Source organism: Prevotella sp. oral taxon 475, from assembly GCF_018127805.1.
Taxonomy (GTDB): domain Bacteria; phylum Bacteroidota; class Bacteroidia; order Bacteroidales; family Bacteroidaceae; genus Prevotella.
Genome location: NZ_CP072334.1, coordinates 2,358,219 through 2,378,007, shown reverse-complemented (window position 1 = coordinate 2,378,007; position 19,789 = coordinate 2,358,219). Strand labels below are relative to the sequence as shown.

The 19,789-nt window shown below is 52.2% G+C and carries 15 protein-coding genes; 9 read left to right on the top strand and 6 right to left on the bottom strand.

Annotation, left to right across the window (positions count from 1 at the left end; all coding sequences use genetic code 11):
- Positions 1–4: 4 nt before the first annotated feature.
- On the bottom strand, positions 5–949 hold the full coding sequence (locus tag J5A66_RS09500; protein ID WP_211791501.1) for a type IX secretion system membrane protein PorP/SprF: 945 nt from the start codon (positions 947–949) through the stop codon (positions 5–7).
- Between the two features lie 500 nt (positions 950–1,449).
- Here J5A66_RS09500 and J5A66_RS09495 point away from each other — a divergent pair, with 500 nt between their 5' ends.
- The 9 genes from J5A66_RS09495 (at position 1,450) to J5A66_RS09455 (ending at position 12,980) form a co-directional block, all read left to right on the top strand.
- The gene (locus J5A66_RS09495) at positions 1,450–2,739 is read left to right on the top strand and encodes a serine dehydratase subunit alpha family protein (RefSeq protein ID WP_211790361.1); all 1,290 of its coding nucleotides are present in this window, start codon (positions 1,450–1,452) and stop codon (positions 2,737–2,739) included.
- A gap of 64 nt (positions 2,740–2,803) precedes the next feature.
- Positions 2,804–4,840: a cytochrome c biogenesis protein CcdA gene (locus J5A66_RS09490; protein ID WP_211790360.1), complete on the top strand. Its 2,037-nt coding sequence runs from the start codon at positions 2,804–2,806 to the stop codon at positions 4,838–4,840.
- 100 nt (positions 4,841–4,940) lie between these two features.
- Positions 4,941–5,666 carry a nitroreductase family protein gene (locus J5A66_RS09485; RefSeq protein WP_211790359.1) on the top strand — a complete coding sequence of 242 codons (726 nt, stop codon included), beginning with the start codon at positions 4,941–4,943 and terminating at the stop codon, positions 5,664–5,666.
- Between the two features lie 84 nt (positions 5,667–5,750).
- Positions 5,751–6,779, top strand: coding sequence for an NAD(P)-dependent oxidoreductase (locus J5A66_RS09480; RefSeq protein WP_211790358.1), 1,029 nt, complete (start codon positions 5,751–5,753; stop codon positions 6,777–6,779).
- Position 6,780: 1 nt separating this feature from the next.
- Positions 6,781–7,746, top strand: coding sequence for a phosphatase PAP2 family protein (locus J5A66_RS09475; RefSeq protein ID WP_211790357.1), 966 nt, complete (start codon positions 6,781–6,783; stop codon positions 7,744–7,746).
- Positions 7,747–8,605: 859 nt separating this feature from the next.
- On the top strand, positions 8,606–10,462 hold the full coding sequence (locus tag J5A66_RS09470; protein WP_211790356.1) for a 2-oxoacid:acceptor oxidoreductase subunit alpha: 1,857 nt from the start codon (positions 8,606–8,608) through the stop codon (positions 10,460–10,462).
- 97 nt (positions 10,463–10,559) lie between these two features.
- Positions 10,560–11,564: a 2-oxoacid:ferredoxin oxidoreductase subunit beta gene (locus J5A66_RS09465; RefSeq protein ID WP_211790355.1), complete on the top strand. Its 1,005-nt coding sequence runs from the start codon at positions 10,560–10,562 to the stop codon at positions 11,562–11,564.
- Between the two features lie 154 nt (positions 11,565–11,718).
- Complete coding sequence (locus tag J5A66_RS09460) at positions 11,719–12,282, top strand: TIGR00730 family Rossman fold protein (RefSeq protein ID WP_211790354.1); 564 nt, start codon at positions 11,719–11,721, stop codon at positions 12,280–12,282.
- 134 nt (positions 12,283–12,416) lie between these two features.
- Positions 12,417–12,980: an RNA polymerase sigma-70 factor gene (locus J5A66_RS09455; RefSeq protein WP_211790353.1), complete on the top strand. Its 564-nt coding sequence runs from the start codon at positions 12,417–12,419 to the stop codon at positions 12,978–12,980.
- 28 nt (positions 12,981–13,008) lie between these two features.
- Here the strand turns inward: J5A66_RS09455 and cysS are convergent, their stop codons facing one another.
- The 5 genes from cysS to rpoN form a co-directional block, all read right to left on the bottom strand.
- On the bottom strand, positions 13,009–14,520 hold the full coding sequence (gene cysS, locus J5A66_RS09450; RefSeq protein ID WP_211790352.1) for a cysteine--tRNA ligase: 1,512 nt from the start codon (positions 14,518–14,520) through the stop codon (positions 13,009–13,011).
- 426 nt (positions 14,521–14,946) lie between these two features.
- Positions 14,947–16,830, bottom strand: coding sequence for a 4-hydroxy-3-methylbut-2-en-1-yl diphosphate synthase (locus J5A66_RS09445; RefSeq protein WP_211790351.1), 1,884 nt, complete (start codon positions 16,828–16,830; stop codon positions 14,947–14,949).
- A 4-nt stretch (positions 16,831–16,834) separates the two neighbouring features.
- The gene (gene purE / locus J5A66_RS09440; protein WP_211790350.1) at positions 16,835–17,341 is read right to left on the bottom strand and encodes a 5-(carboxyamino)imidazole ribonucleotide mutase; all 507 of its coding nucleotides are present in this window, start codon (positions 17,339–17,341) and stop codon (positions 16,835–16,837) included.
- Positions 17,342–17,525: 184 nt separating this feature from the next.
- Complete coding sequence (locus J5A66_RS09435; protein WP_211790349.1) at positions 17,526–18,134, bottom strand: phosphatase PAP2 family protein; 609 nt, start codon at positions 18,132–18,134, stop codon at positions 17,526–17,528.
- A gap of 3 nt (positions 18,135–18,137) precedes the next feature.
- On the bottom strand, positions 18,138–19,640 hold the full coding sequence (rpoN, locus tag J5A66_RS09430) for an RNA polymerase factor sigma-54 (RefSeq protein ID WP_211790348.1): 1,503 nt from the start codon (positions 19,638–19,640) through the stop codon (positions 18,138–18,140).
- Positions 19,641–19,789: the final 149 nt, after the last annotated feature.

The following is a 19,789-nucleotide window of genomic DNA, read 5'->3' as shown; positions in this document are numbered from 1 at the left end:
TCGTTTATAATATTCTAACGCTTTTATGTTTATTCTTTCCCTTTTTGGCGAAGTTCAAGTCTTGCTGATAACCCACGAAGAGTTCATGACTTCCGTTGCCGGGTTTGATAACGGTGGTATACATCTCATAGGCATATCCCACCACGATACCATGGAAACTGCCGCCGATCATGCCCGTTACCGAGACCGTAGGACTATACCCCACGCCGGCATAGAGCATGCGTTTCTCGCTCGTATAGACCACGCGTCCCGTCACATCGGCTCGGTAAGCGGTGCCGTCGGTGCGGAGCAATACCGAGGGTTTTATCGTTACAAACGGATTTCTTAGCCGGATATTGCATCCGCCCGTCAAATAATAAGCCGCGCCGATGTGCAGTTCTTGTTTTTCGCCCAGTAAGATGGTGGGCGATGTGAGGTGTTGTGCCGATGCACCGGCATACCACATTCCGTGCACGTAATACAGCCCCAGACCCATATCAAAACCGTTTCCCGTCACTTGAGCGGTGGCAATGGCGTGATCGGAAGCATCGGCAGGATCGGCCTTCGTGCCGTCGAAGCTCTCCAGCAAAAACCCCGCTTGCAGACCGATGGCCAGCTCTCCGCCCAGCAATCGTTGTTTGTAGGCATATTGCGCAGCGATTTTCTGATGTTTAAACAGTCCGATCTGGTCGTTCATCACCTGCACGCCCGCTCCATGAAAAGCCCCGGCAAAGCGAAAGGGAAGATCGGCAGCGAGGAGCATCACACGAGGATTGTGTTCAAATCCGGCCAAGTTCAGCGCATACGTTCCTGTGACATTCAGCTTCGATTGCTTCCCCACAGCAGCCGGATTGAAGACCGGTTCGAGGTGGAAGTAATGCGAAAAGGCAGCGTCATACTGTGCCCTTGCCTCCGCAGAGACGAGTGCAGCCAACAGTAATAGAGTTGTTAAACGTTTCAACACGCCCATATAACGCTCCCCTCCGCCATTTATTGTATACGCCACACAGAGAATGCATGCCCAATTCTCTCCCTTTTTCCTCTTTACTCCTTCCCTTCTTACTCCTTCCTACTTTTCCCCTTACTCCTTTACTACTTCCCTTTTTCCTCTTTATTACTCCTCCTCTTCTCCCTACTACTTCTCTCTTTACTACTTACTACTCTCCTCCTTACTCCTTAAAAGCTAAGCTTTCGCAATGCGTTTTCTTAGCTTTCGCATTCCATTCTCTTAGCTTTTGCAGGTCGTTTTCTTAGCTTTTACAGTTTATTCTGTAAGATGTTGATAAACAATAAGTTGCAAGCGCGCTTCGAAATTGAGGTAAAATAAATGGAGTTCATTCGCTTGTTTTTCGCAAATTACACTAACTTTGCAACAAATAGGATCGCGTTTGCCTTGACAGAACCCGAGGAGGCGCATCCCCACATTTGCTTACCGTAATATAATAAGGTGAAAAAACAAGACGTGACATCATGTTATCCAACGACGACAGACAGGCCATTCTCGACCTGATTCACCAACAGGTGGTGCCTGCCATTGGCTGTACCGAGCCGATAGCCGTGGCCTTGTGCGCGGCGAAAGCCAAAGAACTGCTTGGCACTCTGCCCGAACGGGTGGAGGTGAAGCTGAGTGCCAATATCCTGAAAAACGCCATGGGAGTAGGCATTCCCGGTACGGGGATGATTGGATTGCCTATCGCCATCGCCCTGGGAATTCTCATCGGCGATGCTGAAAAACAACTGGAAGTGCTCCAGGCCTGCACCCCCGAGAGTGTGGAACGCGGCAAAGTGCTCATCGCCGAGAACCGCATCGACATCGGTTTGGAGAAAGAAGACTCCGACAAACTCTACATCGACGTGGTGTGCAGAGCCGGAAACAGCGAGGCTGAAGCCCGCATCAAAGGGGCGCACACCAACTTTGTGTTTCTTAGAAAGGGCGAGAAGGTGCTGCTGGACAAGGCCTCGTGCAGTGCCGAGACAGTAGGAAAAACCACTGTAGAACTGTCGTTGATGAAGGTTTACGAGTTTGCTACCACAACCTCTATCGACGACCTACGTTTTATTCTCGAAGCCAAACGCCTGAATGAGAATGCCTCAAAGAGCGGATTGGAATACAACTACGGTCATCAACTGGGCAAGACGATGTGCAGTCCGTTGGGTCGGGGCGTACTGGGCGACAGCATTTTTGCTCACGTTCTCTCGGCTACGGGCGGTGCTTGCGATGCTCGCATGGCGGGAGCGATGGTTCCTGTGATGAGCAACAGCGGCAGTGGGAATCAAGGTATCTGTACAACCGTGCCCGTAACGACCTTTGCTCGCGAGAATCATAACACCGAAGAAGAACTCATCCGAGCACTCATCATCAGCAATCTCACGGCCATCTATATCAAACAGCACCTCGGTCCGCTCTCAGCACTATGCGGTTGCGTGGTGGCCAGTACGGGAAGCAGTTGCGGTATCACCTATCTGATGGGCGGAACTTTCGAACAAATTTCGTTTTCGGTGAAAAATATGATTGCCAACGTTACGGGAATGATTTGCGATGGGGCCAAACCCAGTTGCGCTCTCAAACTGGCCACGGGCGTAAGCACGGCCGTGATGAGCGCTATGCTCGCCATTCAGCACAAATGCGTTAGTTCGGTAGAGGGTATTATCGATGAGGATGTAGACCGAAGCATCCGCAATCTGGCCACCATCGGCAGGCAGGGAATGGATGAAACGGACCGTTGCGTGCTCGATATCATGACGCACAAGGGCTGCTGAAAGGGCTCAAGAAAAATGATGAACAAGAAAAATAAGCTATATTTGCAATATAAGATAATGTGATATGACAAAGATGAAGTTTTCTTTACTGGCTGCTTTGATGGCATTTTTCGCTCTCTCGGCGGCTGCGCAGATGCAAAATCCAGTGCATTTCAGCGTGCAGCAGAAGCAGGTTTCGCCTACGGAGGTAGACGTGATCTTCTCTGCCAAGATTGATAATGGCTGGCATGTCTACTCAACCGGCCTGCCCAGCGGCGGTCCGATCTCGGCAACGCTCACCACAGAGAAGGCCGAAGGTGCACAGCCCGCAGGAAAATTGCAGGCCAAGGGCAAGGAAATCAGCAACTATGATAAGCTCTTCGAGATGAAGTTGCGCTACTTTGAGAATGCTGTTACCTTCGTGCAGCGGTATAAAATAACAGGCAAAACGTATAAGATAAAAGGTTATTTGGAATACGGGGCCTGCAACGACCAAAACTGTTTGCCGCCCACACAGGTGGAGTTCGACTACTCGGGAAAGGGCGCAGCAGATGCTCCTGAAGCGCAAGAGGAGAAAAAGGTGGAGGCCGAAAAGGAGGATCCGCTCGTCTCTTTGCAAACTGATGTGCCTGCAGACACCGTCGCCGGTGCACCTGCAGCCGTAGATACGGCGGCCATCGCGGCCCAAGGAGATCTATGGAAGCCTGTTATCAAAGAGTTGAAGGCCTATAATGGCAGTGAAGGCAGCGACGAAAGTTCGCTGCTTTACATATTTGCGATGGGCTTTATCGGCGGACTTCTCGCGCTCTTCACACCCTGTGTGTGGCCTATTATCCCGATGACGGTGAGCTTTTTCCTCAAGCGGTCGCAAGACAAAGCCAAGGGAATACGCGACGCTGTGACCTATGGCATCTCCATTATCGTGATCTATCTCACCCTTGGACTGGCCATCACGGCTCTGTTTGGGGCCAGTTCGCTCAATGCTCTCTCTACCAACGCCGTCTTCAATATCTTCTTCTGCGCTCTGTTGGTGGTCTTCGCGCTTTCGTTCTTTGGATGGTTCGAAATTCGTTTGCCCGACAAGTGGGGCAATGCAGTGGACAGTAAGGCCTCATCTACCAGCGGAATCCTTAGCATTTTCCTCATGGCATTCACTCTGTCGCTCGTCTCTTTCTCGTGCACAGGCCCCATCATCGGCTTTCTTTTGGTGCAGGTGAGCACGGCAGGAAGCATCTCTGGCCCGGCCATTGGTATGCTTGGGTTTGCCGTTGCTTTGGCTTTGCCTTTCACTCTCTTTGCTCTCTTCCCCACATGGCTCAAACAAGCACCTAAATCGGGTAGCTGGATGAATACCATTAAGGTGGTGCTGGGCTTCATCGAACTGGCTTTCGCCTTGAAATTCTTCTCCGTTGCCGACCTGGCTTACGGTTGGCACTTGCTTGATCGCGAAGTATTCCTCTCGCTTTGGATCGTTATCTTTGCGCTGATGGGTTTGTATCTCATCGGCCGACTCAAGTTCGCCAGCGATCAAGGCAGTAGCGATGCCATGCCCGTTCCTTGTATTATGCTGGGTCTTTTCTCGTTCGCCTTCGCCATTTACATGGTTCCCGGCTTGTGGGGAGCCCCTTGTAAGGCAGTAAGTGCATTCGCTCCGCCGATGAGTACACAGGACTTCAACCTCTATCACAATGAGGTGCGCGCTCAATTCACCGACTATGAAGAGGGAATGGCTGCTGCAGCAGCGCAGGGAAAGCCTGTTTTGATCGACTTTACCGGCTTCGGTTGCGTGAATTGTCGTAAGATGGAGGCCGCCGTTTGGACAGATCCGCAAGTGGCAGACAAGCTTACCAAAGACTATGTGCTTATCTCTTTGTATGTGGACGACAAGAAACCGCTGCCCCAACCTATCGAAATAGAGGAGAATGGACAAAAACGCACCCTGCGAACTGTAGGTGACAAGTGGAGTTTTCTGCAAAGAAGCAAGTTCGGAGCTAATGCTCAGCCTTTCTATGTGACGCTCGACAATGCAGGAAATCCGCTCGGAAAGTCGTACAGTTACGACGAAGATATTGCCCATTACATCGACTTCCTCAATCAGGGACTGGGGAATTATAGAAAATAAGACCTGCCATCAATCAACAAAGAATCAGGATACAGGTTTCCAGCATCAACTCATTACGAGTTGTGAGACCAACTTTCAACGATCATTTCATATTGATTTTATGTCATTAAAAGAGATTCTGGAACATCGTAGAGCTGTTCGTTGCTATGATTCGGCACAACCTATCGATGCCGAACGCGTCAAAGCGTGTATCGAATTGGCCACGCTTGCCCCGTCAAGTTCCAACATGCAGCTGTGGGAATGCTACCATATCACTGATAAAAACGTGCTTACGGCTATGGGAAAGGCCTGTCTTTCGCAGCAATCGGCCACCACTGCGCAGCAATTAGTGGTTTTTGTCACTCGCCAGGACTTATATCGCAAGCACGCACAGGCGGCTGTAGAGTTTGAATTAGAGAACGTACGACGCAACAGTCCGGTAGAGAAGCACGACAAACGCTCGAGGCGTTGGGCGATGTATTACGGCATGGTGATTCCCTTTTTGTATGCTCGTTGCTTCGGATTGCTCGGACTTGTGCGCAAAGCCTTGGCTCAATGCGTAGGTCTTTTCCGTCCTATCACCCGACAGGTATCCGAGAGTGACACACGCGTTGTGGTGCATAAGAGTTGCGCTTTGGCTGCTCAGACGTTTATGTTAGCCATGAGCGAGGCCGGATACGACACCTGTCCGCTGGAAGGTTTCGACAGTTGGCGCATCAAACGCCTACTGCATCTCCCCTGCAGAGCGGAAATCAACATGGTGGTTTCTTGTGGAATCCGTTTGCCGAAAGGCGTTTGGGGCGACCGTTATCGGCAACCTTTCGACCAGACCTACCATCGAATATGACTTTGAGGCAGAGAGACATACACGACAACGCAGTGTGTCGGTTCGTTGAGAACCCGACTTCTGCGTTGTCATATTTTAATATTTATGGATAAAATACTTGTTACCGGTGCCAGCGGATTCATCGGAAGCTTCATCGTTGAAGAGGCTTTGAAGCGCGATATGGAAGTGTGGGCCGCCGTAAGACCGTCGAGCTCGCGCCAATATCTATCAGATCCGCGCATACATTTCATCGAACTCGACCTCTCCGACGTGGAACGGTTGAAGAAACAGCTCCAACCGCACACTTTCGACTATGTGGTGCATGCCGCAGGGGCCACCAAATGTCTGCACAAACGCGACTTCTACCGCGTGAACACCCTGGGAACGAAAAACCTGGCCGATGCCATCATCGCCCTGAAGATGAAGATGAAGCGGTTTATCTTCATCAGTTCGCTCAGCATCTTCGGACCGGTGAGAGAGTCGCAGCCCTACGAAGAAATTCAAGAAACCGACCTCCCCATGCCCAACACCGCTTATGGGCGCAGCAAATGGCAGGCAGAACAATATTTAGACAGTCTGAACCCGAAAGACGAAGACGGAGAACCGGGCGAATGTCTCTTCCCCTATATCGTGCTCAGACCTACCGGAGTGTACGGTCCAAGAGAAAAAGACTACTTCCTGATGGCCAAAAGCATCAAGGGACATAGCGACTTTTCGGTGGGTTTCCGCCCGCAAGACCTCACCTTTATTTACGTTCAAGACGTGGTGCAAGCCGTGTTTCTGGCATTAGACAGAGGCATGAGCGGTCGCAAATACTTCTTAAGCGACGGCGGCGTATACAGTTCTTCCCACTTCAGTCACCTCATTTGCAAAGAGCTGGGCAAGCCTTGGGTATTGCGTATCAAAGCTCCCGTATGGGTATTGCGGCTCGTTACGTTCGTAGGTGAATATGTAGGGCGCGCCACAGGCAAGATTTCGGCCCTCAACAACGACAAGTATCACATTCTCAAACAACGCAATTGGCGGTGCAACATCGAGCCGGCGATGGACGAACTGGGCTTCCATCCGCACTACGACCTGGCTCGTGGAACCCAGCTCACCATCAAATGGTATCAAGAAAACGGATGGTTGTAGTATGAACTGGATGAAAACACTCTTCTCTATCGAGAAAAACCCGAAACGCGGACTGCTCTGGCTTGAGTGGGTAGTGCTGGCTTACATGCTGTTAACTCTGTTGGTGGTGTTCTTCACCTACACGAAGCTCTCCAATCCCGAGGCGATGGTATGGGGACGAATCAGAATCGGCGTCATCACCCTGGCCCTATGGCTGGTGTACAGACTGGTGCCGTGTCGTTTTACTCGGTTTACCCGTGTGCTGGCACAGCTCTATCTGCTGTCGTGGTGGTATCCCGACACCTACGAAATCAACCGTATTCTGCCCAATCTCGACTATGTTTTTGCCAGCATCGAGCAGTCGTTGTTCGGCTTTCAGCCAGCATTGGTGTTCCATCAAGCCGTTCCCAGCTACCTTTTCAGCGAGTTGATGGATCTGGGTTATGCCTCTTACTTCCCCATGATTCTCGTTGTGGTGCTGTTCTACTTCTTTTATCGTTACGCTGAGTTCGAAAGGGCATCGTTCGTCATCATCGCATCCTTCTTCATCTTCTACGTTATCTTCGTGGTACTGCCCGTAACCGGTCCGCAATACTACTATCCTGCCGTAGGATTCGACAAGATAGCAGCGGGCATTTTCCCCCATCTGGGCGACTATTTCAACACGCACAGCGAGCGAATGATCAGTCCCGGCAATCCCGATGGCCTCTTCTACCAACTGGTGGAGCAAACTCACGAAGCCGGCGAACGCCCAACGGCCGCCTTTCCCAGTAGTCATGTGGGCATTAGTACCGTCATTCTGTTGCTCGCCTGGCACTCCGGCAACAAGCGTCTCTTCCTTGTTTTGCTGCCTTTCTTTATCCTGATGTGCTTCTCCACGGTGTATATTCTGGCCCATTATGCCATCGATGCCTTGGCAGGTCTGCTCACCGGCGCACTGATGTATGGCGTGTTGATGTGGGCAAGCAGAGGATTGAAACAAGCATAACCCCCATTTGATTCTTCCCCTTCGAAGGAGAAACAGCAGCGCGTGTGGCAAATGGCGGCACGCGCTTTTCCGTTTCGCCCGTCATCCTTTTCTCCTTTACGACTTACTTCTTCCCTCCTTACTCCTTACTACTTTTCCCCTTCCTCCTCAAAAGCTAAGGTTTTGCAATGCATTTTCTTAGCTTTTGCGATGTCATCTCTTAGCTTTTGCACTTCGTTTTCTTAGCTTTCGGAAAGCGTTTGATAACGGGCTAAGAATCAAGTATCTATCACAACCTGGCATAACCTTCACATTCTTTTGCGCCAACAACCCCATTGGGGTTAGTCTGTAGGTAGGGTAGGGCTGGCGAATGGAATGAACCTACCCTGTCTACGGCATGCAAAGGGAAAACAAGGCCGTAGGTCTTGGTCTCTCCAGGCTCTCTAAGTGAGGGGGGGAGAGTTTCTCTCTACTCCTTACTTCTCTTCTCCAAGGTACTTATTCCTTCTCTCCTTACTACTTACTACTCCCCTCCTTACTCCTCAAAAATATGCTTTGAGGAGTCGCTTTTTAACCGACTGAAATTCAATGGCTTGCAGAAACCACCCCGAATAGCGTGAAAAGTCGACTCGCAGCCACTTACTTTTTTCAATAGAAGTCTGCTTTTCTCTAACCTTTTGCCATACCACGAGTGGCAAAAAAATAAAGAAGGTTGCTTTCCCTATTTGTTTTTAAACTTCCGTCGCTCCGCACCACTCCTTCATCGGTTCAACAGAGAAAATATTTTTTCTTTTTTTTCGCAGAAATATTTGTGCCTATCCTTTATTTATTATACTTTTGCGAATGTTACAACAATAAACAATCTAACGCGCTACTTATTATGTCCGAAGAATTGGAAGTGAAAGAACTGGACCAGGTCGTGGTTCGTTTTTCAGGGGATTCGGGTGACGGAATGCAGTTGGCAGGCAACATCTTCTCCACCATTTCGGCCACCGTTGGAAACGACATTTCAACCTTTCCGGATTATCCGGCTGACATCCGGGCCCCGCAAGGGTCGCTCAACGGCGTGTCGGGTTATCAAGTGCACATCGGCGAAAACAAGGTTCTCACCCCCGGCGACTACTGCGACGTACTGGTGGCGATGAATGCTGCCGCCCTGAAAACGCAATATCAATATGCCCGTCCGCAGGCTACGATCATCATCGATACCGACAGTTTCGGGCCGAAAGACTTGAAAAAGGCAGAGTTTACCACCGAAGATTATCTCGCAGAACTGGGTATCGACCCCGACTGCGTGGTGGCTTGCCCTATCACAACGATGGTAAAGGAATGTCTGAAAGATAGCGGTATGGACAACAAGTCGATGTTGAAGTGTCGCAATATGTTTGCCCTGGGCATCGTCTGCTGGCTCTTCAACCGCGATATGGAGCTGGCTTTCGACTTCCTCCGCAAGAAATTCCACAAAAAACCGCAAGTGGCCGAGAGCAATATCAAGGTGGTGATGGCGGGTTACGACTACGGTCATAACACGCATGCTTCCGTTCCGGCTACCTATCGCATCGAGTCGAAGCAGAAAGTGAAGGGCCGTTACATGGACATCACGGGCAATAAAGCTACAGCCTACGGACTGATTGCCGCTGCCGAAAGGGCTGGTTTGCAACTCTATCTGGGTTCTTACCCCATCACTCCGGCCACCGACATCCTGCACGAACTGGCCAAACACAAGAGCCTGGGCGTGAAAACGGTGCAATGCGAAGACGAAATTGCCGGCTGTGCCAGTGCCATCGGCGCAGCCTTTGCCGGTGCGCTGGCGGCCACTTCTACCTCGGGACCGGGCATTTGCCTGAAGTCGGAGGCCATCAACCTGGCCGTTATCGATGAGATTCCGCTCGTCATCGTCGACGTTCAGCGGGGTGGCCCCTCTACAGGTCTGCCCACAAAGAGCGAACAAACCGACTTGTTGCAGGCTCTTTATGGCAGAAACGGCGAGTCGCCCATGCCGGTGATCGCCGCAACCAGCCCCACCGACTGCTTCGATTCGGCTTATATGGCCGCCAAAATCGCTCTCGAATATCTTACACCTGTGATCCTTCTCACCGACGGATTCCTTGGAAATGGCTCTGCAGCATGGCGTCTTCCCGACATCAACGCAATGCCTGCCATCCGTCCACACTTTGCTACGGCCGAGATGAAGGGCTGCTATACGCCTTATAAACGCGACGAAAAGACGCTGGCCCGCTATTGGGCTGTGCCCGGACAGGAGGGTTATGAACACATCCTTGGCGGTTTGGAGAAGGACGGAAAGACGGGCAGTATCTCTACCGATCCTACTAATCACAACGAGATGGTGCACCTGCGCGCAGCTAAAGTGGCGGGCATCGAGGTGCCCGATGTCGTTGTTCAGGGTGATAAAGATCATGCCGAACTGCTCATTGTGGGCTTTGGCAGCACCTATGGACACCTCTTCTCGGCTCTTGGGCAGATGCTCAAGCAGGGTAAGAAAGTGGCTCTGGCGCAGTTCCGCTTCATCAACCCGCTGCCCCGAAACACTGAAGCGGTGCTCAAAGCTTATCCCAAGGTGGTCGTGGCAGAACAAAACATGGGACAGTTTGCCCTCTATCTGCGCGGAAAAATAGACGGATTCGTGCCTTATCAGTATAATGAGGTGAAGGGACAGCCCTTTGTCGTCGAAGAATTGGTCGAGGCATTTACAAAGATTATCGAGGCGAAAGAATAGGAAAAGAGATCGACGGGATGGCAATTTGTTCACTCGCCCACTAACCAACTCATCAACTTGTCAACTTGTTCACTCGTCAACTCATAAAACAACCGTTATGACTTATACAGCACAAGATTATAAACAGGGAACGCCAAGATGGTGTCCCGGTTGCGGCGACCACTTCTTCTTGGCCTCGTTGCAGAAAGCCATGGCCGAGATTGGCATCGCACCGCACGAAACGGCAGTGATTTCGGGCATCGGTTGCTCCAGTAGGCTACCTTATTATATGAAGACTTACGCCATGCAAACGATCCATGGACGCGCTGCTGCCATCGCAACAGGAGCCAAAGTGGCCAATCCTCAACTCACCATCTGGCAGGTGAGCGGAGACGGAGACGGACTGGCCATCGGCGGCAATCACTTCATCCACGCTCTGCGACGTAATGTCGATATCAACATTATCTTACTGAATAACCGCATCTACGGACTGACCAAGGGACAATACTCGCCTACATCGCCACGAGGATTTGTCTCGAAGTCGTCTCCTTATGGAACGGTGGAAGATCCTTTCCGCCCTGCCGAGCTGTGTTTCGGCGCGCGCGGAAACTTCTTCGGACGGGCTGTGGCCACCGATAACCAGGGCGTGATGGAACTGATGAAGGCCGGACAACGACATAAAGGCACGTCGGTGTGCGAGATTTTGCAGCACTGTGTCATCTTCAACGATGGTGTTTACGACCCGGTCTACTCCAGTCCTGGTCGGAAAACCAATGCCATCTATCTGCGACACGGCGAGAAAATGCTCTTCGGCGAGAACAATGAATATGGCCTGGCACAGGAAGGTTTCGGCCTGAAAGTGGTGAAACCGGGCGAGAACGGGGCTACCATCGATGACGTTCTGGTGCACGATGCGCACGCCGAAGACCATACGCTGCAAATGAAGTTGGCCTTGATGAACAACGAAAACGGATTTCCCGTAGCGTTAGGCATCATCCGCGACGTGGAAACTCCTACTTACGACCAGTGCGTAGCTCTGCAAATAGACGATGTGAAGGCCAAGGCTACATATCATAACTTTGCCGAACTGTTGGAAACGAACGATATCTGGGAGGTGAAATAACTAAGAGACGGGAGAGGCCGAAGGCTTCTGCCATTTCTCAAAAGCATTGAGGAGAACTGCCGGAGATGGACTCTGGACACGGCATTTTTCCAAAACAGGCGGGCGTTGTCTCGCCTGTTTTGCGTAACTTTGCTGAAACGAAAAAACGATTTGTATGAAAATTGCTATTTTTTGCTCGGCCAACGAGCATATTGACCCTTGCTTTTTCACGGCAACCGAGCAGTTGGGCCGGTGGTGTGCAGAGCAAGGGCACACGATTCTCTTTGGAGGTACCAATCAGGGATTGATGGAGTGTGTGGCCAAAGCTGCTCACGAGGCTCGCGGATGTGTGATTGGCATTGTGCCGAGAATCGTGGAAAAGGATGGAAAAACGTCTCGAAATATGGATGTAGAATATCCTTGCGAGAATCTGAGCGACCGAAAGGACTTGCTCAACACGCAGTGCGACGTGGCCATTGCTCTGCCCGGCGGCGTGGGAACGCTTGACGAGGTGTTCACCTTGGCGGCTTCGGGCTGCATCGGTTATCACGACAAGCGGGTGATTCTCTATAACATAAAGGGCTTTTGGAATCCGCTGCTCGCTTTGCTCGACCATCTGCAACAAACCGGAATGATTCGTGGCGACTACCGCCAACACATTGCCGTGGCTCAGAGTCTGGAGGAAATAGCCGGTCTGCTGCCCCAAGATGCTGATCCATCAACGGCCTCTTGCCACTGAGTTTCTCCTTTCTCTGTCTTTCCAAAGCCTTTTCGTGTTTTTCCTAAAGGTTTCTAAAGTCTTTTCAAAAAGCATTTTCAGTTTTCTAAAAAACGCAAGAATCTCCCCGCCATCAGGCTTCTCCGCAATACAATATGGCTCCATCATCTCGTCTTATCAACAAGAAGCAGTTTTTTCAACAAACCTTTGAGGCTTATTATGCTCCGTTCTGCCTCTATGCTCGGCACTTTGTGGCCGACCGAGAGGTGAGGGAAGACATTGTGTCGGACGTGTTTGTGCGGGTTTGGGAGAAACTGGATGAGGACGATTTCGATCCCGAAACGGCGGTGGGATTTATTCAGCGGGCCGTGCGCAACCAGTGTATCAACTACATGAAGCATCGCGAATACGAGACGGGATACGTCGACTTGTTGCGCCGAAAGATGGAGATGGCGGCAGATAGGCCCGACCATGTCTACACACTCAACGAACTTTACGAACAGCTTTCGGCCCTACTCAAAGAGCTCCCCGGCAATTACCGTGAGGTTTTCTTAAAGAGTTTTCTTGAAGAAAAAACGCAGGCGGAGATTGCCGAGGAGCTCGATTTGAGTGTGAAAACGGTGAACCGATACCGGCAAAAGATGCTCTCGATGCTTCGAGAGCGATTGAAAGATTATCTCCCTCTGTTGCTTTTGTTCGGGGTGGTACGGTTAGACTGATGGCCGATGGGCCTTTTTCAAGGATTCATTACTTATTCAACTTCCACGTTGCGCCGTCTTTTGTGTCTTTCACTTCGAAGCCGGCGGCGGCGAGTTCGTCGCGGATGCGGTCGCTGGTGGCCCAATCTTTGTCGGTCTTTGCCTTGGCACGCAGATCGAGCACCATGTCTACCACCTGTCCGAAAGCTTCTTCGCGGGCATCGTTGTTGTTGCCGTTCTCGGCCCTGAGTCCTAAGAGTGAGAAGGCAAAAAGGTGCATCGTGGCAGAGAGTTGCTCAAGATGCTCGGCCGAGATCTGTGCTTTATGGTCGAGAAGCGTGTTGATGAGTCGGCAGGCTTCGAAGAGATGGCTCAGCACGATGGGTGTTTGGAAGTCGTCGTTCATGGCCTCATAGCATTTGCCGGGCAGCTGACTGACGAGTTGGGCCGTGGCTTCGTCGCTTGTATTGGCAGGCTGAATGCGTTGTAGATCGGCCACGCCGTTGAGCAGTCTTTCGAGTCCTTTCTCGCTGGCTTGCAGGGCTTCGTTGGAGAAATCCACCGTTCCGCGATAGTGAGCCGAGAGGATGAAGAAGCGAATCGTCATGGGCGAGTAGGCCTTTTCGAGGGCGGGATGCGAGCCGTTGAAAAATTGTTCGAGTGTGATGAAGTTGCCCAGGCTCTTTCCCATCTTCTGTCCGTTGATGGTAATCATGTTGTTGTGCATCCAATAACGCACCATCTGTTCGCCCTCGGCGGCCACGGCTTGGGCTATTTCGCACTCATGGTGGGGGAAGACGAGGTCCATTCCACCGCCGTGGATGTCGAAATGGTCGCCCAGATATTTGCGTCCCATGGCTGTACACTCGCAGTGCCAACCGGGAAATCCCTCGCCCCACGGACTGGGCCAGCGCATAATGTGTTCGGGTTGGGCGTGCTTCCAGAGGGCGAAATCGGCCTGATTGCGTTTCTCACCCACACCGTCGAGCTGTCGGGAGGCGTTGATCACGTCGTCGAGATTGCGGCCCGAGAGGATGCCGTAGCGATGTTTTCGGTTGTAGGCTTCGATGTCGAAGTAGATGGATCCGTTGCTTTCGTAGGCGAATCCATTGGCCAAAATCTGCTTCACCAGTTCTTCTTGCTCGATGATATGGCCCGAGGCCTGCGGCTCGATGCTGGGGGGAAGCACGCCCAAGAGCTGCATAGCGGCGTGGTAGGTGTTGGTATAATGCTGGGCAATCTCCATAGGTTCGAGTTGTTCGAGCCGGGCTTTCTTGGCGATTTTGTCGTCTCCCTCGTCGGCATCGTGTTCAAGATGGCCCACATCGGTGATGTTTCGCACGTAGCGCACTTTGTAGCCGAGGTGTTGCAGATAGCGAAACACGATGTCGAAGGTGATGGCGGGGCGAGCGTGGCCCAGGTGTGGGTCGCCGTAGACGGTGGGCCCGCAGACGTACATGCCAACGTTGGGGGCGTGAAGGGGTTCGAATCGTTCTTTCTGTCTACTCAGAGTGTTGTAGATGAAGAGAGGATTGTTTTGAGGGTGGAGGGGTTTGCTCATCTTTTTTTGTTTCGTTTAAATTCCATTTTTTGTTTCCTAAGGTTGGGAAACTCGGTTTTTCTCCTTTTCGAGCTTTCCCAAGGTTGGGAATATCTGTTTGTTTTATTTTTGAGTGTTCCCAATGTTGGGAATCGTTGTTTTTGTCCTTTTCGAGGTTTCCCAAAGTTGGGAAGCTCATTTTTCTGGGTTGTGGAGCTTTCCCAAGGTTGGGAAGCCTGATTGGTTCCTTTTTGAATGGTCGGCTGTGGCCGAAATCTCATTTCCTTTTATTTTTGAATCGTCCGAGGGCTCGGAAGCCTTGTTCTTCTCATTTTTGAGCCATCCGAGGGCTCAGAAGCGCAGTTTGGCTCGTTTTTGAGCGATCCGAGGCCTCAGAAATGTTGTTCGTCTCATTTTTAAGTCATCCGAGGCCTCGGATGATCAAAATCACCTTTTTTCTTTCTCGGAAGAGCTTCGGATGAGTCGCAACAGATGTTCTACGGCGTCTTTCTCGTCGATGTTGCGCTCGACGCATTCTTTCTTTCGGTAGAGCGACACCTTACCTGGGCCCGCGCCAACATATCCAAAGTCAGCGTCGGCCATCTCTCCCGGACCGTTGACAATGCAACCCATGATGCCGATTTTGAGACCTTTCATCTCGCGGGTGGCCTCGCGAATGCGGGCAATGGTGGTGCGAAGGTCGTAGAGTGTTCGGCCGCAACCGGGGCAACTGATGTATTCGGTTTTGCTGGTACGCAGTCGGGCAGCCTGCAAAACGCCGAAAGCGGTGGCGTCGATGTCTTCGTTGGGCAGGTCGCCATCGTTCATGAGCCAGATGCCATCGGTGAGTGCGTCGATCATCAGTGGACCCATGTCGGCGGCGGCTTCCAGTTGGAAAGCCTCTTTCTCCCGGGCCGAGTGGCGATACATCTGGGCAAAGACGACGGGGTTGGTCAGTCCTTCGGTCCAAAGCTCGTGAACGAGCGCGCGCTGATCGGCTACCTTATTCTTATGCGTACTCATACACACCACCACTACCTCGGGATGGTGGCGCAGACAGGCGAGGTATTCGTCGCTGTTGGCCCCATATTGCAACACGAGGAACTTCACATCGGCCTGCACCAGGGAGAGGAACGGGATAGCCGTATGCGGAAAGATGGGATATACTTGATTGGAGATCTGCGGGCGGGTGCCGACTGTTTGCAGGTAGGCTTCATAGTCCATGATATACCGCCGACCCTCAGACAGACGCTCGGGCAGGTGGCTACCGATGTAGAGATAGTCGGGTGTGAGGTCGGCATGGGTCACGATATGTACACCCTCGGGCTTCATTCTACTGGCGATGACCACCGGAACCTGCTCGCCGCCGATGTTGAGCACGGTGTGCGTAGGTCGTCGTTCGGGAGCGAGGAAGTGGAAATCGGGGGCTGTCGTGGCCGGAATGGGCAGATGATGGGCCCGCGCCGAGACGTAATCTACCAAGGCCCGCGCCACGGGTATCTCTGCTTCGGGCTCCTCGCTGAGTGATACGCGGATGGTATCGCCTATGCCGTCGGCGAGCAAAGTGCCGATGCCCACTGCGCTTTTGATGCGTCCGTCTTCGCCCTCTCCGGCCTCGGTCACACCCAGATGCAACGGATAGCACATCCCTTCGGCTTCCATCTGCTGTACCAAGAGGCGTACCGACTGCACCATCACCACCGTGTTCGAGGCTTTAATGGAGATAACGACGTTCTCGAAGGCCTCGCGACGACAGATGCGAAGGAACTCCATGCAACTCTCGACGATTCCTTCGGGCGTGTCGCCGTAACGACTCATGATGCGGTCGGAAAGCGAACCGTGGTTCACTCCGATGCGAACAGCCGTGCCCTTCTCGCGGCAGATACGCAGGAAGGGCACAAAGCGAGCCTCGATTTTCTTGATTTCCTCGGCATATTCCTCGTCGGTATATTCCAATTGCTTGAAAGTTCGCCCCGGATCGACGTAGTTGCCCGGATTGATGCGTACCTTTTCGGCATACCGCGCAGCCACGTCGGCCACGTTGGCATTGAAGTGCACGTCGGCCACCAGCGGCGTGTCGTAGCCCTTTTGTCGAAGAGCCGCACTGATGTTGCGAAGATTCTCGGCCTCGCGTTTCCCTTGCGTGGTGAGCCGAACGAGTTCTCCTCCGGCACGAATGATGCGTTCGGCTTGCTCCACACAGGCGTTGGTATCGTTGGTGTCGGTAGTGGTCATCGACTGAATTCGGATGGGATGATCGCTGCCGAGGCAGAGTTTTCCGATGACGGTCGTAGAGGTGGCCCGGCGATGGAAAGAGAAAAGGTCGGTCATCGCGTCAGTTCGTTTTAAAGGCATACTTCACTTCAGAGAGCTCTCGGTTGGCTTTTTCGATTTTGCGGCCCAAGGTCGACTTATACTCGGCCAGTCTTTGCGCCACATCCTCGTTCGTGAGAGCCAGCATTTCCGTTGCCAAGACGGCCGCATTCAGTGCTCCGTTCACCCCAACGGTGGCCACGGGGATGCCCGGCGGCATCTGGACGATCGAGAGCAGCGCATCCAATCCGTCGAGCATACCCTTGATGGGCACGCCGATAACGGGCAATGTGGTCGATGCCGCCACAACGCCAGGCAGAGCAGCAGCCATTCCTGCCGCCGCGATGATCACCTTGATGCCACGCGCTTGAGCCCCTTTGGCAAAGGCTTCTACGGCATCGGGCGTGCGATGCGCACTAAGCGCATTCACCTCGAAGGGGATTTGTAGATCGTTTAAAAACTGGCACGCCTTTTCCATCACCGGAAGGTCGCTCGTGCTACCCATGATAACGCTAACTAATGGAGTCATAAGAAAAAATATTCAGCCTTGCCTCCGCCGCTCTCCAACAAGGAAGAGGAGAGTGAAAACGTTGCTGCATCGTTAGGGCAGCGATAGGTTCGGCTTGTTGATGAATCATTTAATGTATCCTGCTACTTCAAAGAAACGTGCTCCTACCTCTCTTTTCTTTTGGAAAGGAGGCAGGGAAGCAAGACTATATCGCCACAAACGCACTGACCATCCCCACGAGAAATCCCGCCACCACCTGCCAAAGCGAGTGTTGACGCAGAATCATTCGGCTCGTTCCCACCATTCCTCCGATGATGAACACCAAGCAAAGCCACCACACGGGGTTGAACATAAAGAGGAAAGCAAAGGCCATCAGTGCGCCCGCCACTCCGCCAATGGCAGCCGTATGTGTGGAAATCTTCCACCAAACGTTGATGATGGCGCACAATACTTGAACGATGAGTGCCGCCACCAGGATCCTTCCCATGAATCGGGGGATTTGCAACACCGTCATGAGGTAGTAACAGCCGAAGTAACACAGAATGGAGATCACGTAAGGCACCATCCGTCGTTCTCTGGCACCCAGCTCGATGAGCGTCCATCCCTGGTAACGGCGGTAGAGATGGATGAGCACCGTAGGAATGAAAATCGTAGCAATATACACCAGTAGTAGCACTTCCAGCTTGTAAGTCCAGGGCAACAACGCCATGTAGCTGAAGGCAAACAGCGCAATCAGTCCCACGATGGGCAGGTAGAACGGTGTGAACAAAACGCTCATCACCCTTGCAGCCAATATGATATTCTTCTCTTTCATCGGCTATTTCTTGCGTAATCGGGCCACGGGAATGCCCAGTTGCTCGCGATATTTGGCCACGGTGCGGCGTGCAATGGGGAATCCCTTCTTCGTCAGGGCCTCTTTGAGAAGGTCGTCGCTCAAAGGTTTCTTTTTATTTTCGGCCTCGATGATCTCTCGGAGAGCGATTTTGATTTTCCGAGTGGAGAGTTCTTCGCCGTCGCCTGTGGTGTACGCATCGGTAAAGAAGAAGCGCAGGGGGAACGTTCCCCACTTCGTTTGCGCGTATTTGATATTGCTCACGCGCGAAATGGTCGAGATGTCCAGTCCCGTTCGGTCGGCAATGTCTTTGAGAATCATCGGTTGCAGGTCGGCCTCATCGCCATCGGTAAAGAATTTGTGTTGAATGTCGATGATGGCCTGCATCGTGGTGCGCAACGTTTGGCGGCGTTGTCGTATGGCCTCGATATATCCTTGCGCCTTGTCCACCTTCTCTTTGGCATACAGCAGGGCCTCTTTCTCCCCCCGGTTCATGCCCTCTTTGTGGCGTTTGTAGGTATCGACCATGTCGGCAAACGAGGGAGAGACGCGCAACGACGGAATATTCCCGCGGTTAAGGTAGAACGACACCTTCCCATTTTCGTCGGTATCGACGATGAAGTCGGGTGTGATTTGTTGCAGATTTCGGCCCTGCGTCTCGCCCATTGCCGAGCCCGGCTTCGGGTTCAGCTTTCTAATCTCCTCCTGCACCGTTGCCACTTGCACGTCGGAGAGTTGCAGTTCGGTTTGAATCACGTCCCAATGTTTCTTTGTAAAAGCGTCGAAACACGTTTCTATCACCCTTTGCATCGTCTCTCGCAGCCAACTCTCGGGCTTCCTCCCGATTTGTATCAGCAGGCACTCTTGCAGCGAGCGCGCGCCGATGCCAGCTGGGTCGAACGTTTGTAAGATGGCCAACACCTGGGCGATGGCCTCCGGTTGGAGGTCGATGTCGTGATAAATGGCCAATTCGTCGGCAATCGTATCGAGATCTTTTCGCAGCAATCCGTCATCGTCTAACGATCCGATGAGATATTCCATCACCTCTTTCTGAAGATCGGAGAGATGGGTTTCGCTCACCTGCTCTTTGAGTTTGTCGTAAAACGAAGTCGTGTCGCCATAGACAATCTCCTCGTATTCGGCATTGTTGTGGTTTTCTCGTGTATAGGTTTCGGGCATTTCGTCGTCTCGCCCGATGTTTTCTAAGGCAGCATCGAGGGCTTGTTCCCGTTCCTCGCGTTCGGTTTGCCGGTCGAAGTCCTCCTCTGCGCCGGTCTCTTCGGCAGCGGTCTCCTCATACGGATTGGTCTCCGGCAGGTCGGTCGTTTCGGTTTCCAGGGCCGGATTGTCGTCGAGTTCGGCCTGAATGCTTTGTTCCAGTTCGGTGAGGGGCATCTCCAAGAGTCTCACTTGCAACATTTGTTGTTGTGAGAGTCGCTGCACCTGTGCCAGCTTCTGCGTTTGTGTCTGTATGAGTTTTTGAGACATTCTTTTCGTTCATTCCTATCTCATGCAAAGTTAGAAATTCCGTTGTAAATAGGCAAGTCTGTCAATGGTTTTTTCATCGGGAGTGATGGCAGAGTCTTTCTCCGTATTTCGGACAGCAGAAGTCGATTTTTCGAACACCTTTATAACGA